22 protein-coding genes are annotated in these 15,887 nt (G+C 64.0%); 11 read left to right on the forward strand and 11 right to left on the reverse strand.

Annotated features, from left to right (window positions below):
- Positions 1-13: 13 nt before the first annotated feature.
- Positions 14-1,474: a YdiU family protein gene (locus H6718_06495; protein ID MCB9585028.1), complete on the reverse strand. Its 1,461-nt coding sequence runs from the start codon at positions 1,472-1,474 to the stop codon at positions 14-16.
- Positions 1,474-1,953, reverse strand: a complete 480-nt coding sequence (locus H6718_06500; GenBank protein MCB9585029.1) for a histidine phosphatase family protein — start codon at positions 1,951-1,953, stop codon at positions 1,474-1,476. Before H6718_06500 ends, H6718_06495 begins: the two co-directional genes overlap by 1 nt.
- 362 nt (positions 1,954-2,315) lie before the next feature.
- On the opposite strand from H6718_06500, the gene gap reads away from it, so the two are divergent.
- From gap to H6718_06525, 5 genes are all read left to right on the forward strand, one after another.
- Positions 2,316-3,332 (forward strand): type I glyceraldehyde-3-phosphate dehydrogenase, encoded by a 1,017-nt coding sequence (gene gap, locus H6718_06505; protein MCB9585030.1) that lies wholly within the window; start codon positions 2,316-2,318, stop codon positions 3,330-3,332.
- A 33-nt stretch (positions 3,333-3,365) separates the two neighbouring features.
- Positions 3,366-4,571, forward strand: coding sequence for a phosphoglycerate kinase (locus H6718_06510; protein MCB9585031.1), 1,206 nt, complete (start codon positions 3,366-3,368; stop codon positions 4,569-4,571).
- A 23-nt stretch (positions 4,572-4,594) separates the two neighbouring features.
- The gene (locus H6718_06515; protein ID MCB9585032.1) at positions 4,595-5,377 is read left to right on the forward strand and encodes a triose-phosphate isomerase; all 783 of its coding nucleotides are present in this window, start codon (positions 4,595-4,597) and stop codon (positions 5,375-5,377) included.
- Positions 5,378-5,506: 129 nt separating this feature from the next.
- Positions 5,507-6,061 carry a preprotein translocase subunit SecG gene (gene secG / locus H6718_06520; protein ID MCB9585033.1) on the forward strand — a complete coding sequence of 185 codons (555 nt, stop codon included), beginning with the start codon at positions 5,507-5,509 and terminating at the stop codon, positions 6,059-6,061.
- 22 nt (positions 6,062-6,083) lie between these two features.
- Complete coding sequence (locus H6718_06525) at positions 6,084-7,601, forward strand: glycosyltransferase family 39 protein (GenBank protein MCB9585034.1); 1,518 nt, start codon at positions 6,084-6,086, stop codon at positions 7,599-7,601.
- An 89-nt stretch (positions 7,602-7,690) separates the two neighbouring features.
- Here the strand turns inward: H6718_06525 and H6718_06530 are convergent, their stop codons facing one another.
- The 3 genes from H6718_06530 to H6718_06540 form a co-directional block, all read right to left on the reverse strand.
- Positions 7,691-7,957: a hypothetical protein gene (locus H6718_06530; protein MCB9585035.1), complete on the reverse strand. Its 267-nt coding sequence runs from the start codon at positions 7,955-7,957 to the stop codon at positions 7,691-7,693.
- A 219-nt stretch (positions 7,958-8,176) separates the two neighbouring features.
- Positions 8,177-8,602: a hypothetical protein gene (locus tag H6718_06535; protein ID MCB9585036.1), complete on the reverse strand. Its 426-nt coding sequence runs from the start codon at positions 8,600-8,602 to the stop codon at positions 8,177-8,179.
- A gap of 117 nt (positions 8,603-8,719) precedes the next feature.
- On the reverse strand, positions 8,720-9,022 hold the full coding sequence (locus H6718_06540) for a hypothetical protein (GenBank protein MCB9585037.1): 303 nt from the start codon (positions 9,020-9,022) through the stop codon (positions 8,720-8,722).
- Between the two features lie 17 nt (positions 9,023-9,039).
- Between H6718_06540 and H6718_06545 the strand changes: the two genes are divergently transcribed.
- Complete coding sequence (locus H6718_06545; protein MCB9585038.1) at positions 9,040-9,315, forward strand: hypothetical protein; 276 nt, start codon at positions 9,040-9,042, stop codon at positions 9,313-9,315.
- A 19-nt stretch (positions 9,316-9,334) separates the two neighbouring features.
- Here the strand turns inward: H6718_06545 and H6718_06550 are convergent, their stop codons facing one another.
- A complete protein-coding gene (locus H6718_06550; protein ID MCB9585039.1) occupies positions 9,335-9,658 on the reverse strand; it encodes a hypothetical protein in 324 nt (107 codons plus the stop codon).
- A gap of 47 nt (positions 9,659-9,705) precedes the next feature.
- On the opposite strand from H6718_06550, the gene H6718_06555 reads away from it, so the two are divergent.
- On the forward strand, positions 9,706-9,924 hold the full coding sequence (locus H6718_06555) for a hypothetical protein (protein MCB9585040.1): 219 nt from the start codon (positions 9,706-9,708) through the stop codon (positions 9,922-9,924).
- Positions 9,924-10,400: a hypothetical protein gene (locus H6718_06560; GenBank protein MCB9585041.1), complete on the forward strand. Its 477-nt coding sequence runs from the start codon at positions 9,924-9,926 to the stop codon at positions 10,398-10,400. The genes H6718_06555 and H6718_06560 overlap by 1 nt, the downstream gene beginning before the upstream one ends.
- 53 nt (positions 10,401-10,453) lie before the next feature.
- Here the strand turns inward: H6718_06560 and H6718_06565 are convergent, their stop codons facing one another.
- Entirely contained in the window at positions 10,454-10,720 is a 267-nt protein-coding gene (locus H6718_06565; protein MCB9585042.1) for a hypothetical protein, read from the reverse strand.
- 171 nt (positions 10,721-10,891) lie between these two features.
- Complete coding sequence (locus H6718_06570; protein MCB9585043.1) at positions 10,892-11,110, reverse strand: hypothetical protein; 219 nt, start codon at positions 11,108-11,110, stop codon at positions 10,892-10,894.
- Positions 11,111-11,292: 182 nt separating this feature from the next.
- Here H6718_06570 and H6718_06575 point away from each other — a divergent pair, with 182 nt between their 5' ends.
- Positions 11,293-11,742, forward strand: a complete 450-nt coding sequence (locus H6718_06575) for a helix-turn-helix domain-containing protein (protein ID MCB9585044.1) — start codon at positions 11,293-11,295, stop codon at positions 11,740-11,742.
- Between the two features lie 13 nt (positions 11,743-11,755).
- Positions 11,756-12,496, forward strand: a complete 741-nt coding sequence (locus H6718_06580; protein MCB9585045.1) for a PIN domain-containing protein — start codon at positions 11,756-11,758, stop codon at positions 12,494-12,496.
- A 284-nt stretch (positions 12,497-12,780) separates the two neighbouring features.
- On the opposite strand, the gene H6718_06585 is transcribed toward H6718_06580, so the two are convergent.
- Positions 12,781-13,785, reverse strand: a complete 1,005-nt coding sequence (locus H6718_06585; protein ID MCB9585046.1) for an Rpn family recombination-promoting nuclease/putative transposase — start codon at positions 13,783-13,785, stop codon at positions 12,781-12,783.
- Positions 13,786-13,899: 114 nt separating this feature from the next.
- Positions 13,900-14,187 (reverse strand): hypothetical protein, encoded by a 288-nt coding sequence (locus tag H6718_06590; GenBank protein ID MCB9585047.1) that lies wholly within the window; start codon positions 14,185-14,187, stop codon positions 13,900-13,902.
- A gap of 159 nt (positions 14,188-14,346) precedes the next feature.
- Here H6718_06590 and dctP point away from each other — a divergent pair, with 159 nt between their 5' ends.
- The gene (gene dctP / locus H6718_06595) at positions 14,347-15,348 is read left to right on the forward strand and encodes a TRAP transporter substrate-binding protein DctP (protein MCB9585048.1); all 1,002 of its coding nucleotides are present in this window, start codon (positions 14,347-14,349) and stop codon (positions 15,346-15,348) included.
- Positions 15,349-15,359: 11 nt separating this feature from the next.
- Here the strand turns inward: dctP and H6718_06600 are convergent, their stop codons facing one another.
- Positions 15,360-15,734: a hypothetical protein gene (locus H6718_06600; GenBank protein MCB9585049.1), complete on the reverse strand. Its 375-nt coding sequence runs from the start codon at positions 15,732-15,734 to the stop codon at positions 15,360-15,362.
- Positions 15,735-15,887 lie beyond the last annotated feature (153 nt).

Genomic DNA, 15,887 nt, shown 5'->3' on the forward strand with positions numbered 1-15,887 from the left:
ATCTGCACGCGCGCTAAGGCGACGCCGAGAGCGGCTCGCACCGCAGGCCAGTCAGCTCGCCGATGCGGCGGATCTCGGCAATCTTGTCTTCAAACGGCGCCCAGTCGTCGCGCTCGGCGACGTGTGTCCACAGCGACTCGATTTCGTCGATCAAGAGGTCGCATGGCGTTTCACCACGGAAGTACGCGTCGCTGAGCGCTTCGGTTACGCCAGGGCGTGGCGTGTAGTCGCGCCACAGTGAGAGCAACGGCTCGATCTCCGGGCGCTGGTAGTCACGGCTCCTTGGGCCGCTCAAGGCGCGCTCACGGCTCAGCTCTCCCCCAAACCAGTCGAAGAAAAAGCCTGCAAAGGAGCAGCGCGAGCGCTCCAAGAAGGTGACGGCGGCTTGCGCTAGCGCCACGTCGGAGTCCGGTTCGTTGGGGGTGAGGCCGAGGCGGCGCAAGATGGCGGCGGCGTGGGCTAGCTCGAGTTCGGGTTCGAAGTCACTGATGGCCCCTTGGCGCTCTTCGCGGCTCGCCAGGCCTTCCAGGCTACTGGCGAGCCGCTGGAGATTGCGCCACACGGCGCGCGCTTGGTGGCCATAAGCGTACAAGCCTGTGTGGTCGAAGTAGGCTGCGGTGAAGCTAGGGTCTAGTTCCGGGAGGAACCTGTATGGTCCGTAGTCGAAGCTTTCTCCGGTGACGTTCAGGTTGTCGGAGTTCAACACGCCGTGGACGAAGCCTGCCGAGAGCCACAGAGCGGTAGTGTGCGCGGCGCGGCGGGTCACTTCACGCAGGAAACCGACGCACCTCTCCCCCCGACCTGCTGAAGCAGCGAACGAGAGCCCTAACAAATGCTGATTGCAGTAGTCGACGAGGCGCTCGATGGAGTCCGTGTGCCCGAGCGAATACAGGCGCTGAAAGGTGCCGATGCGCACGTGGGAGTGGCTGAGGCGTACGAGGACGCAGGAGCGCGTTGGGGAAGGCTCGTCGTGGCGCTCCAGGGCCTCGCCGGTTTCGATCAGGCTGAAGCTCTTGGAGGTGTACACGCCAAGGGACTCGAGCAGCTCAGTCGCTAGTACCTCACGGAAACCGCCTTTGAGGGTCAGTCGTCCGTCGCCCCCGCGGGAATACGGCGTGCGCCCGGAGCCTTTGGTGCCGAGGTCCAGGAGCCGCGCGTTCGCTAGATCTCTGAGCTGCGCAAACAGGAAGCCTCGTCCGTCTCCCAGCTGGGAGTTGTACACGTCGAACTGATGCCCGTGATAGCTGAGCGCCAGTGGCTGGCGCTGCGCCCCAGGCAACGGCACGAAGTGCCCAAAGTGCGCGAGCCACTGGCCTTCGTCCAGGGCATCCAAACCGACTCGCTCCGCCCAGCGCTGGTTGCGAAAGCGGATTTTCTGCACGGCAAATTTACCGGGCGCCACGACTTGGTAGAAGCGCTCGCCGAGCGTCTCGTGCACGCGCTCGGGCTTGGGCCCACTAGTGGGATCCGACATCAGCCGAGCAGCAGCGGCTCGAAGGTCTCGCTCTCCGGGTTGAGCAACCACTCGGGCTGGCCGCGCTCCAGGGCGCAAATCTGCCCTGGGCGGAACGGCGGAAAGCCTGGACGGCTGCTCAGAAAGGCGCCGAGTCCGCTGATCCCGGGCTCGTGTCCGACAACCAGCACGCTGACGCCGAATGTGGCCAGCTCTTCAGCGGGCAAACGTGGCGGATAGCCGGGCGCGAGGCTCGGCAACACTTGCACCCAAGGCGCACTTCCATCGGGTTTGAGCGCAGCCTGGACCAACTCCGCGGTTTGCACCGCGCGCACCAGCGGGCTCGTCACTATGGCGTCGCACTCCACACCGCGCGCGCGCAAGAGCTGCCCCATTTGCGTGGCACGGGCTCGTCCGGGCGCGCTCAGGTAGCGCTGCTCGTCAGTCATCCCGTGATCCGCTTGAACCGCCAGCGAGTGGCGCATCAGAAAGACTCGCACCAGGGCAGCGTCGTCCGCAGTCAACGCGCCGTCAACGCTGACGCCAATGCCGCGCAGCGTTGCGCCCTCGGAAGGGCTCGACTGACCCTGGAAGAGGCTGTGAAAGCGCCATGTTTGGCAGCGCTTTCGCGTTGACCGGCCCCCCCCTTGCGCCTAAGTTCCGCGCCTGTCAGACGCTCGGTAATGTCGCGCCGCTTCAGTCCGGAAATGCCTGGAAAAGCGGCGCAGCGAGAGCCGGCGTTCGACCAGCTTGCGCCGACCCAGACTCGGCGCCAAAACCCGCGGGCCACGCATCGGGCTTCTGAGCGGACACCTCCGCCTCAATCTCGCGGAAACGCGCACTCACCCAACTAGGAGTAGTCATGTCGGTAAAGGTTGGCATCAACGGCTTCGGCCGCATCGGACGCTGTGTCTTGCGCTCGCTCTACCAGCGCGGAATCAAAGATGTCGAAGTCGTCGGCATCAACGATCTGACGGATCCCAAGACGCTGGCTCACCTGCTGAAGTACGACTCCATCCACCGCACCTTCGACGCCGCGCCCGTGGGCGTGCGTGACGGCGGCATCACCGTCGGTGGCAACGACATCCAGATCACCGCGATCAAGGATCCCAAGGAGATCCCGTGGAAGAGCCAGGGCGTGGACGTGGTGCTCGAGTGCACTGGCTTGTTCACCGACAAGACCAAGGCGATTGGTCACGTGGAAGCTGGCGCGAAGAAGGTGCTGATCAGCGCCCCCGCAAAGAACCACGACCTGACGGTGGTGATGGGCGTCAACCAAGACCAGTACGACGGCAACAAGCACCAGGTGATCAGCAACGCCAGCTGCACCACGAACTGCCTGGCGCCCGTCGCGAAGGTGCTCCTCGACAACTTCGGTGTCGTCGCTGGCCTGATGACCACGGTGCACTCGTACACCAACGATCAGGCGCTGCTCGACCTGCCGCACCGCAAGGGCGATCTGCGTCGCGCCCGCGCTGCTGCCGTCAGCATGATCCCGACGAGCACCGGCGCTGCCAAGGCGGTGGCTGAAGTCATCCCCGCACTCAAGGGCAAGTTCGACGGCCTCGCGGTGCGCGTGCCGACGATCGACGTGAGCCTCGTGGACCTCACCCTGACGACCGAGAAGGACGTCAGCGTGGACAGCATCAACGCCGCCATGAAGGCCGCCGCCGAGGGTCCGCTCAAGGGGATCCTGCAGTACACCGAGGAAGAGCTCGTCTCGAACGACTACATCGGCAACACCCACTCCAGCATCTTCGACGCCACCATGACCAAGACCCAGGGCGATCGCTTCGCCAAGGTCTTCTCCTGGTACGACAACGAGTGGGGATTCGCGAACCGCATGATCGACCTGGCGCTGCTCGTGGCCAAGGGCTGAGCGAACTCAAAGCGTATCCTCAAGGAAATAAGCATGGCGTACCTGGACGGGATCAAGTCGATCGAAGAGCTGGAGCTCTCGAACCAGCGCGTGTTCATCCGCGTGGACTTCAACGTGCCGCTGGACAAGCAGCAGCAGATCACCGACGACGAGCGCATTCGCGCGGCAATCCCCACCATCCAGTACGCCCTCGATGCGGGGGCCAAGGTGATCCTGGCCTCCCATCTCGGCCGTCCGAAAGGCAAGGTCGCGCCGGAGTACAGCCTCGAGCCCTGCGGCGCGCGCCTGGCCGAGCTGATGAAGGTCGAGGTGCACATGCCCGACGACTGCATCGGGGACGCACCGCGCAAGGTGATCCAGGACCTGCGCGCTGGCCAAGTCTGTCTGCTCGAGAACCTTCGCTTCCACGCGGAAGAAGAAGCGAACGAAGAGGGCTTCATCAAGGAGCTCGGTGAGCTGTGCGATGTGTACGTCAGCGACGCCTTCGGCGCCGTGCATCGCGCCCACGCCTCCACCGCGGGGTTGCCTCGCATCAAGCCGGAGCGCGGTATGGGCTTCCTGGTGAAGCGTGAAATCGCCTCCCTCGCCCGCGTCGTAGACTCCCCGGCGCGTCCCTTCGTGGCCGTACTTGGCGGCGCCAAGGTCGCCGACAAGATTGCAGTCATCGAGAGCCTGATGCAGAAGTGCGACGCCATCTGCATCGGCGGTGCGATGGCCAATACTTTGCTCGCGGCTCAAGGGCACAAGCTCCAGGCCTCCCGCGTGGAGGAGGACTGGCTCGCTCGCGGCCGCACGCTGCTCGAGCAAGCACGGGACCGCAAGGTGGACATCCTGCTCCCGAAGGACGTCGTCGTCGCGACGTCACTCGAAGCCCAAAGCGGCAAGACGGTTGGCGTTGGGAGTATCCCCGCGGATCACATGGCCCTCGACGTCGGCCCGGAGACACTCGAGCTCTTCGGTGCGCGCATCGCCAAGGCGCAGACCATCTTCTGGAACGGACCGATGGGCCTGTTCGAGAACCCAGCGTTCGCTAGCGGCACTCAAGGCATCGCGCAGCGCGTCGCGGACGCCTCAGCGTTCTCCGTCGTGGGCGGTGGCGACAGCGCCGCGGCCGTGCGCCAGGCGGGGCCGGAGCTCGCTGAGAAGATCGATCACATCTCCACCGGTGGCGGCGCCTCCCTGGAGCTCATTGAAGGCAAGAAGCTACCCGGCATCGAAGCCCTGCGCAGCGCAGGCTGAGCGTCGTTTAGGGAGAAGCAGAAATGACGAAGCGCGTTCCGCTGATCGCGGGCAACTGGAAGATGTTTCACGGCGGCCGCACCGGCTGCGATCTGGCCATCGACATCATGCGCGGCCTGCGCTCGGCGGATTTGCCGGCGGGTACGGCTGACGTGGTGATGGCGCCGCCCTACACCGCGCTCGCCGCGGTGGCCGCCACGGTGGAAGAGGCGCGCGCCGGCTTGAAGGTTAGCGTAGAAATTTCCGCACAGAATTTTCACCCGAAGAACGACGGCGCCTTCACCGGTGAGGTCAGCGCTCCGATGCTGCTCGACGCGGGGTGCAAGTGGGTGATCATCGGTCACTCCGAGCGCCGCCAGTTGTTCGGCGAGACAGACGCCGGCGTCGCTGAAAAGACCCAGGCCGCGCTCGATGCGGGCTTGCGCCCCATCGTTTGCGTGGGTGAGACCCTCGAGGAACGCGAGGCGGGGCAGACCTTGGCCGTCGTCCAGCGCCAGGTCGGCGCCTTCGCTAAGCTGCTTTTGGCTGACGTTGGGGTGGGCGCAATCGCTTACGAACCCGTCTGGGCCATTGGTACTGGGCGCGTCGCCGGGCCCGAGCAGGCGCAGGAAGTGCACGCCGCGATCCGGGCTCAACTAACCGGAATCTCACAGGAATTGGCGGTGGCCACGCGGATCCTCTATGGCGGCAGCGTCAAGCCGGACAACGCGGCGGGGCTTTTGGCTTGCGAGGACGTGGATGGCGCTCTAGTTGGAGGCGCCTCGCTCAAGGCTGAATCGTTCCTGGGTATCTTGCGCGCGCTGTAGAGCGCGCGAGCAAGGCTCACACGAATCAACCTCGCGCCCCTTCTGGAAGCTTTTGGATGCTCCGGTGCTTGAGAGCCTCAGCCTCTCGTCCGCAGCCGCCATCCCTCACAAGAATCGATAAGAGCCCGCATGCTCAAGTTCCTCGAGACCCCGCTCACCGTCGTCCACGTCTTCGCCTGCCTCCTGTTGATCCTCGTGATCCTGGTGCAGCCCGGTAAGTCCGGCGGCCTCGGCGCAGCATTCGGTGGCGCGGGCGCTCAGCAAGTGTTCGGTGGTCGCGGCGCGGGCAACCTGCTCTCCCGCGTGACCTGGATCACGATGGCGGTGTTCTTCGGCACCAGCATCAGCCTCGCCTACATGTCGAGCTCCGGCGACACCGCCCTCGAGAAGGAAGTCAAGAAGGACACCGATCCCGCCGCGGCGAGCGCAGCTGCCGGCTCCGAGGAGAAGCCGAAGGAAGAGGAGAAGCAGGAGCCCGAAGAGGCGCCCGCTCCTACCCCCGCGGAAACGGCACCCGCTCAGAGCGCAGCACCCGCTGAGAGCGCGGCACCGGCACCTGCAGAAAGCGCGGCGGCTCCGGCTCCCAGCGCCGAGAAGAAGCCCGCTCCCAAGCCCAAAGCTCCTGCCGCGCCCAAGGCGCCGGCTCCCGCAGCACCTGCCCCGGCTGATCCCGGCGCCAACTGAGCCGCTCGTCGGCTGACGATTCATGAAACCCAGCGCGCGCGGGCTGCCGCTGGGTGGAGCGTTGCTGTTCAAGCTCGCGATTGGCTTGCTCGCGCTGTTCGGCGAGGGCTTCCACGGGGTGAGCGACGACGACTTCGCCCGGGTGTTCATCGCCCAGGGCTTCGCGACCGCCCCGTCGTTGGATCCTAGCGGAACCAGTTGGCTGCCTTTTCCCTTCTGGCTCACCGGCTCGGCCATGCTGGCCTTCGGCAAGAGCCTGTTCGTTGCCCGCATCGTGGCGGTGCTGTGCGGGCTGCTAAGCACGGCGCTGCTCTACCTGGCCGCGCGTCAGCTGAAATTGAGCCCCCTGCGCTCAGCCAGCGCCGCCGCCCTCGGCAGCACCTTCCCCTACGCCGCCTACCTGGGCGTCGCTACCGTGCCTGAGAGCCTGTGCGCCGCGAGCATCGTCGCCGCCTGCGTACTCGTCAGTAGCTCCCCTCGCCTGCGCCTCTTCGGTGGCGCCCTGCTCTGCAGCGCGTGCTTGAGCCGCTACGAGGCTTGGCCAGTCGCTCTGGGTTTCGCCCTGGTCAGCGGCTGGGACGCATTCAGAGGCCGTTCTGAGGTCAACACAGAGCCATTCTCGAAGCCTCAGCGCACTCTCTTGCTCGGCTCCGGCGCCCTCGCCGTCTCCGGTTCCCTCTGGTGGATGCTCCACGGCCTCTACGCCCAAGGCAGTGCCACCTTCTTCGTCGATCGCGTGGCCGCCTACCGTCGCGCCATCGGCGCCGCCCCCGAGTCCTTGTGGGCGCGGCTCTCCGGCTACCCGCTAGGCTTCCTACGAGGTGAGCCCGAGCTGGTGCTGGTGACGTTTGTATTTTCCGCCTGGCTATTTTCCTCTCTACGGCGCAGTCAGTCGCCGGAACCTCCGCCGTCAGATTCTTCGGGGGTGAGGAGCAGCGTGTCCCAGCCGTGGCGCCGCACAGCGGCGCTGTTGCTCCTCATGCTCCTCAGCCTGATCTACGGCGACTTGCGTGACGGCGCGCCAACCCACCACTCCGAGCGCGCCGTGCTCGCCTTGTGGATGTTCACGGCGCTGGTCCTACTCCGGGTGCTCGAGCTGCTCCTCGCCCACACCAGCAAGCCGCGCATCGTCCTCGTCGCCGTGGCCTGCCTGCTGCTCGGCCAATTCGTCCTGCGCCCCTGGTACAGCCGCCGCGACTCCTTCATCATCCGCCGCGCCGCAGTCGCGACAGGCGCCGCAGCCAAGTCAAAAGGCGCCGAAAAGCTAGCCGTCGCAACCGACGACTTCGGCTTCTACGCCGTGTGCGTCGGCTTCGAAGCGCCCGACGCCTGCTTCAGCCTGCGCGACAACGACCCGCGGAAGAAACTGACAGAGGACCCGCTAGGCTCCGTCAGTGCCCTGCGGAAAGCGCTGGACGCGAAAGGCGCGCGCTGGTTTGCATTGCCAGTGAAGTATCGTGAGCTTGGGGAGCGCTTGGGCACTGAGCGGTTTGTAACGGGTGGGTGGGTTTTGTTTGAGGCGGGGGAGCCGCTTCGATAACAGAGCGACCGCCCCGATGGTGACGCTATCAACAATGCCACCGTTACGGGAGACGTCGTCAAAGTTGGGCATTGAGTAGCCGATTGGCGCTACTTGCGCCCCTTGTTGATCTCCCAGATCTGCCGGATCTCGTCATCAGGAACTCGCGCGAGCGCTTGCTCAATTGCGCTAAGCGTCGTGTCTGCCGAGAGCCGGAGCACATAGGTTTGCAATTCTCCTTGCCCCTCAATCGTCAAGTGAAACTCGAACCCGAGGTCCGTTAGATGGTCGTCCAAGAAGTCACAGAGCTCCCAGTCATCAACGACCAATGAGACCGCGCCACCTTCGGTGCTAACCCTTATGTGCTCACTCTTCACTGAACGACTCCTAGCTCGTCGGGCGTTGGGTCTCGCTTGTAGCCCTTGGTTCCCGGCTGGCGCTCTGGCTAGCTCTCTCCATCGATAGACGCCGAATCCAGTGGGCCCAACGGTCACGCTTCGTCATTGTCAGGACGACGCGAAGAGGAGAAGCACACCAAGCCTGCTGGCCGTATTTCCGCGTGAGTAATTTGCGTCATGTGTTCGCGGGGGTGGATTCTAGTCTCGTGACGGGAGCACGTACGCTTTGCCGAGCTTTCCCGGAGGTGCGCGGAACGGCTTCCCCTCAACCAGCGGATAGTAAGACAGATACCGATCGGAGTTTTGGAACTCCGCCGCGAGCTCTCGGAACCGCGCGTACGGCTTCCAATCTTGCAGGCGCCGCTTGTCCAAAGCCAGGTAGTTGAACTCGTACAGCGGATCGCCGGGGTCATCAACGAGATGCCCTATCAGTAGAACCTCGCGCTTCGGGATGGAGACATCGCAATGCGCACACACGCGCGGACTCCGCCAGAAGACCTTTTCCGTGGCGTATCGTCGGAGCGCCTTCTCGCGAAGCGGGTGCGCGTCAAAGCACCGCAGGTGAAACCCCGCGTCACTAAAGATCGAGAGTTCGTCAGCGAGATTACTAACGAATGCGGCCATCCCGCGCCGCTCCGGTCCGCTTCCAAGCAGTTCGGAGCACAGTGCGCATTTCGACCGTGCTGTAAGCAATACCATCTATGGCGAATGCTAGTGCCGCGGAGCATCCAGCTCAAGAAGCTACTCCGGATACGCGTCCCATTCTGCGTAGTACAGCAGTAGGTCAACGGCGGCGTTCAGCGGTTCGTCCTGACGCGATGAAAGCACGTCGCGCGCGAGCGATACCTCGAGGAAATAGACGTAGCCAAGGTCCTGGACTTCTAGTGGAATTGAGTAGTCTTCGTTGAAGCTCACGACGACAAACTCGCCTTCAGCAACCCATGGCTTGCGTCCGCAGATCACAGCGTCGTCGTCCAATGAAGGCAATCGGCCTACGAGCTCCGTCAGCGTCACCGGTTCAGGCTTCACTAGCTTTCGTTCCACCTCCCTCCCCCTCGCACATGGCTCACGCTATCGGCATGAAGGCGTCCGACTCCCGCAACGCTCCAGCCTCGAGCAGCTATGAGGACGTGCGGGCGTGGCTTCTCGAAGTCGATCCGGAACTCGTAGCCGCCGCCGACGACGTCGATCAGACGTTGCTCGACTCCGCTGCTCGCCGTTCCCCGCTCGAGCTGCTCCGCGACGCGAGCGCGAGAGAACTCTTGAGGCTGCAGACCACTACCGCGTCGCTGAAGAGCCGCACGTCGTTGGCGTTTCAGATTTCCACGTGGCGTTAAAGCGACCAACCAATACAACTCAACTGAAGACGTCTTCCAACTGTCGCGCATCCAGCACCCGGTCCGTCCAATGCTCGAGCTGCGCTTCATCCGCGGCCGCGAGTCGACTCAGCACCGAGTCATCCAGCGCGGCATCTCCAAACTTGCGACGGAGCAGGCGCTCGAGCGCGCGGCGCTCGCCCTCCACTCGGCCCTTCGCCTCTCCCCTGGCCTCGCCTTGAGCCATCCACTTTTCTGCGAGTGTCGTCATCGCTTCCTTCGCCTCCGGCGTCGCTTCACCAAGAGCGTCCAGCAAGTCTCCTTCTGTCAGCGCCTGGGTCAGCAGCGTCAGGTAATGTAGCACTCTCCGTCCCGCTTCCCTCCGCCTCGCACATGGGTCACGCTATCGGCATGAAGCCGTCCGACTCCCGCAACGCTCCCGCCTCGAGCAGTTACGAGGATGTGCGGGCGTGGCTTCTCGAAGTCGATCCAGAACTCGTAGCCGCAGCCGCCGACGTCGATCAGACGCTGCTCGACTCTGCAGCCCGACGTAGCCCGCTCGAGCTGCTCCGCGAAGCGAGCGCCAGCGCTAGAGAGCTCTTGAGGCTTCAGGCACTACCGCGTCGCTGATGTTTGACCTTGGCGCACTCTTGGGATCACTGCGCGAGGCGAGCGTCCGCTTCATCGTGGTGGGCGGCGCCGCAGCAGTGCTCCATCGTGCGCCCGTGACCACGGTCGACCTCGATATCGTCCACGATCGCGACCCGGAAAATGTCGACCGGCTCCTGGCTGTACTTCAACAACTCGATGCCCGCGTGCGCGACCCCGCCGGGCGAGTGATTCGACCCGCCGCGTCTCACCTCGTGGGTCCGGGACAGTCGCTCCTCACCACCACCCTCGGCGACCTCGACTGCCTCGGCACGCTTCACGACGGGCGGGGTTACGCTGAGCTCGAACCACACACGGAGCGCATCCAGGATGGGAACGACGACCTTCTGGTTCTCGATCTAGCGACGCTGATTGAGGTGAAGACGAAGGCAGGGCGACCGAAGGATCGCATCGTCGTGCCCGTATTGCTCGAGCTACTCCGCCGAGAGGAAGAGTAGGCAGCTTCGCGCCTCATCGCGCTTGCCCAAGCGAACGCCGCGTCACCTGGGCTTCAACCTTGCTTGTTGCGTATGGCCCGCCGAATGGAGCTGTCTAGTAGGTCATCGGTGACTTCACTCGGGCCATCGTAGGGCCACCAGCCGTCCAAGCCGGACACATCGCTGAGGCCCACGTGGAAGCACTCCATGAACAGCCACATCAGGTCAAAGGGACTCATTTTGCGCAACTCGGGATCATCACGAATGATGTCCGGAATGCGTGCGCCGCTGCGATAGGCAGCTATCAGCCGGCGATGCAGGTCGGTTGGGCGGTGCTCCATCTCGAGGAATCTAGCCCTGGCTGCGGGCGGCGCCAACGTCCGCCTTCGAGCAGCGCGGCCTCCCACTGCTCCCTCACCCCCAAAATCCGCGCGGATCCAGGCGGCGGCTGCTACATCGGCTCAGGTCGGCTCTGGAGCGTCAAGTTTGGCTGGGGTGCGGTCTGGAGACAACTAGTGGACGGCGCCGAAGATGAGCAGCATGGGGAGGTCGGCGTTTCCGTCGCGGGCCGTTTTGCGCAGCAGTGGGAGGAACGCGAAGCACTCGATGGCGTGGATGCCGACGAGGGTTGGGACAATCCAGCGTTGGCTTGCGAGGCCGGGGACGAACCACTCGGCGACGCCCGGAGGCAGCACGTACTCGTCGCTCGGATCCGTCGTGGAGTCATCCAACAGGCGTATGCACACACACCGCCGCTGCAGCTCGCCTCCTGGGCGTGAAGATCTTCCCCGTGTGTGCTCCAGTTGCGTTTGGGTCGATTTGGGTTGCGTTTAGGTCGAATAGATATCAACCTCCAAAGAGCAACATGACAGTCGAAACAGCCGAGAGATCGATTGAGGAACGGATCCGACGGATGACCCCAATCGCGGCTCCACCGAACCAACGGGCTGACGTGGCTGCGCTCTTCGCCTTGCTCGACGGTGCAGCCGGCGCGCGCAAGAAGCGCAAGGCTTGCAAGCTCGTCGGCCCTACGGGCGAGTCGATCTCAATCCCCGAGAGCGTGTTCTACGTACTGGAGCGCGTCGCTGAAGTGATGGCTCGCGGCGACTCGATCACTGTGGTGCCGGTTGGCCAAGAACTAACCACCCAGCAGGCGGCCGACCTGCTCAACGTGTCGCGCCAGTACCTGGTTCGACTCCTCGACGAAGGACAGCTCGTCTACCGAAGGACTGGCAAGCATCGTCGCTTGAGAGTCGACGACGTGTTGGCCTTCAAGGAGCAACGAGATCGCAAGCGGAGAGCCGCGCTCGATGAACTCACCCGGCTCAGCGAGGAAGCCGGCGGTTACGAAGAGCTAGACTAGCAGTCCTCAGACGATGATCGTCGCGCCCTTCAAAGTCGTGTTGGACGCCAACGTCCTGTTCCCATTCTCACTGAGAGACACGTTGCTTCGAGCGGCCGCAGAGGGACTATTTCAACTGTACTGGTCTGAGGAGATCCTCGACGAGACGTTGCGAAATCTACTCTCAACCAACCGAATGAACGCGCTGCAGGCAGGGCGCCTTCGCGCCGCGATGACAGATGCTTTCCCTGAGGCAATGGTTGACGGATATCAGCCCCTCGTGGCCGCTATGACGAACCACGAAAAGGACCGCCACGTGGCCGCCGTCGCTGTGAAAGCAGGGGCACAGGTGATCGTGACGAGTAACCTGAAGGACTTCGCGACCCTACCCCACGGGATCGAAGCACAGTCTCCGGACGAGTTTCTCTGCAATCTGTTCGATCTTCAGCCTGACGGCATGGTTGACCTCATCAGGGAGCAAGCACAGGCGCTGAAGAACCCTCCGCGCAGCTTCGAGGACCTAGTACGTGGTCTCGCGAAGTCCGTCCCTGAGTTTGCCGACAGCATAGCGCGCCATACGACACTCGGACACGTGTTCCTCCAGTCCGCTCAGCTCAACCCAACCCAAGCAGCGCGGGGTTCTTGCACTCATGGACCCACGACCCCAACGAATTCACTATTTTGCCGCAAGGAAATACTATCGACGATTCGCGAGCCGACTCTGAGCGAACTCCGCGGCCATGATGAGCGACGTGAAAGCCGCGTACGCTTCTGACATGGGTTCTGCATAGGATTCCTCACCGGCAAGCCATTCGTTCAGATTGGCCATCAGGTCGTCACAGTCGAGAAAGGCTACCAGAGCCTCCAAGGCGGAGTCCTCCGCGAGCTGGACTTTCCGGTCTCGGTCTCTATCGTCGCCGATACCCCATACCTCCGCGAGCGGTATGAGCTGCCACAACGCTGGCGGAACGTCCTCACGGTTCAGGGTTGGGACGCTGTTCATCGCCATGCCACCCCTAATGATTGATTCCGTGAGGTAAATTTCCATCACGCCTAGCTTTACCCAAAAACGTCTTCCAACCGCTGGGCATCCAGCACCCGGTCCGTCCACTGTTCGAGCTGGGCTTCATCCGCGGCGGCGAGGCGACTCAGCACCGAGTCATCCAGCACGGCATCTCCAAACTTGCGACGGAGCAGCCGCTCGAGCGCGCGACGTTCGCCTTGAGTTCGTCCCCGGGCCTCGCCTTGAGCCATCCACTTTTCAGCAAGTGTCGTCATCGCTTCCTTCGCCTCCGGCGTCGCGTCTCCAAGCGCTTCCAGCAAGTCTCCTTCTGTCAGCGCCTGGGTCAGCAGCGTCAGGTAATGTAGCACAAAGAACAGCCCGGTTCGGGCATCGGGGAGCCGCCAGAGTATTGCAATAACCAGCGCCCAGTGGGCAAAGGCACCACGAATCGCCTCGTCGTCCCGCGAGTCCCGCAGCGCCCAAAGGGTGAGCGGAACGATCAGCGATGCCGCGTCCTTGGCGCGGGTGCGTAAGGCTTCGTCAGTCTGGTGACTGATGTCATCTAGGACCACGCGGAAGTGCGGCACGTGCTCTCGAACTCCCGGGATTGCGAGCACCGCGGGGTCGAAGAGTTCCTCGAAGCTCTGCGCGACGGGCCACCCGGCCTTGCTGTGGTGCAATACAATCGGCAGCACCACAGGAGCGGGCAGCTTCCCCCCGTGTTGGAAGTAGCGCGCGAGCACATCGAGCACGTAGCGCCCCACTTGCACCAGCGTCTCCGCCTTTGAGTCGCTCTTGTGTTCGAACACGATGTAGAGCCGCGCGTCGCGACCCGCGAGCTGCACCCGAAACAGCAAGTCGGCTTGCGTCTTAGCGAACGCCGGATCGATGAAGGTCTCTGGCAGCACCTCAAGCGTGGACCAATCGATCGCCGCGACGATCGGTGCGGGTAGCACCGCTTCGAGCTCAACCCGCGCGTTCTTCGGATCACCGAAGATCTGCTTCACCAGCACGTCGTGTGGCTGACGTGGCGGTGTTGGCTCCGGCTTCGCGCTTTCCATCGTGGCGATGTCGGTCGCTGAGCGATTGGATTGCGCACAAGGCACAAGGCACCAGCCCACTGCTCCCTCACCCCCAAAATCCGCGCGGATCCGGGCGGCGGCTGCTACATCGGCTCAGCTCGGCTCTGCGGCGTCTGAGTTGGCTGGGGTGCGGTCTAGGGATAGGTAGTGGACTGCGCCGAAGATGAGCAGCATGGGGAGGTCGGCGTTGCCGTCGCGGCCCGTTTTGCGCAGTAGGGGGAGGAAGGCGAAGCACTCGATGGCGTGGATGCCGACGAGGGTTGGGACGATCCAGCGTTGACTGGCGAGGCCGGGGACGAACCACGCGGCGACGCCAACGCCCCAGCCGGCGAGTACGGCAGCACGAGCAGCTTGGAGGGGAGCGCCTTTGAGGATGAACATGGTCCAAGCGTACCCACGGAGCGGGCTCGCGGGGAGTTGTCCATTCGCGCCTTTCGTGCTGCCACAGCGTCCCGAATTGCCTCGAAACCGCAGTAACTTAGCTTGACCGGCGGGCCGGGAGGCTCGACACCGGGTGCAAAATCTCGCACGCTGAGCCTCATGCAGTGGACGCGGTGGATGGTGGTGGCGGCGCTGGTGTGCGCCAGCGTTGGGTTCAGCAATCGGGCCTCAGCGACGACGGAGATCAAGATTGCGACGCTGGCTCCAAAGAACTCCGCGTGGGGGAAGTTCTTCGTCAAGCTGGACAAAAAGCTGCGCCAGAAGACGAGCGATGAAGTTGGGTTGCTCGTCTACTACAACGGCGTCCAGGGCGATGAAGGCGCCATGGTCTCGAAGCTGAAGACAGGGCAGATCGACGCTGCGGCGCTGACCTCCGTCGGACTCTCACGCATCTACAAGAACGTGATGGTGTTGCAGCTCCCGGGCGTGCTCGACAGCTGGGCGCTGCTCGACAAAGCGCGCAAGCAGATGAAGAAGGAGCTCGAAGGCGGCTTCGAGAAGGAAGGCTTCACCGTCGTGGGTTGGGGCGACCTCGGCCGCGTGCGCCTGATGTCCAAGGGCTTTGCCGTGAGGAAACCTGGGGATATGCAAGGCAAGAAGCCCGTCGCCTGGCGAGATGAGCCGATGGCCCCGGTGATTTACGGCCTGATTGGCCAGGTGACGCCCACTCCCCTCGGCCCGACGGAGGTGCTGCCAAACCTGCGCTCCGGCGCGGTGAACGTCCTCAGCGCCCCGCCTCTGGCCGCGGAGCAGCTACAGTGGACGCCCCAGCTCGATCACATCGGCGCGGACTCCACGGTGTGCGCGATCGGTGGCACGGTGATCCGCACCAAGACCCTCGAGGGCATGCCGGAGGATACGCGCAAGCTCGTGCTCAAGCTGCAGCGCAAGTACGGCAAGAAGGGCGCGAAGAAGATCCGCAAGCTCGACGACGCAGCCTACGCGCGCCTGGCGAAGAAGATGACGGTGGTCAAGCTGACCCAGGCGGAGCGCGACGAGTGGGAGAAGCTCCTGCGCAAGGCGGTGACCAAGCTCGGCCAGGGCACTTTCCCCAAGGAAATGGTTGAGAAGGTCGTCAAGATCTCCGGCAAGAAGAAGTAGCCGAGCAGAAGTTAGGGCTGCGGCTCCGGGGTCGGGGCGTCTGCTCCGGACCCCTCGTCAGCCTCCGGGATGTCGCTCAGATCAGCGGCCTCCGCGGGGGCTGACTTGCTCAGGAGCTCCTCCGGCGTCGCGGAGTTCGGCTCAGGCGCCGCGCCCGACGGCGCCGGTGGCGGCACGTGACCTCGTGGATCGCCGAGCCAACGGTCGCGCAGGCGGCTGACGGCTCCCCACAGCTCGCTGCCCGCGCGACTGGCGGCATCGGTGCCGAAGATGGCCTTCGCGTGCTCGAGCCCAGTGTGCTCCCCGAGGGGCACGTAGGTGAAGCCGAGCACCGCAAACAGCAGCACTGTGGCTTCCACGCTGCGGCGTCCCAGGCTGCCGAACATCGCCGGCATGCTAGTCAGCCGCGGCCTCACTGGGCGACTAATTGGCGTGGGATCTCGCCCCGCTAGACCCGGATTGGGGATGCCGGATCACCCGACTTGGTGTGCGAATTTGCCCATTTTTAGGCCTGATCCGCGATCGGAGCCGCCGCGTAT

The sequence above is a fragment of the Polyangiaceae bacterium genome (assembly GCA_020633205.1).
In the GTDB taxonomy this organism is placed as follows: domain Bacteria; phylum Myxococcota_A; class Polyangia; order Polyangiales; family Polyangiaceae; genus JAHBVY01.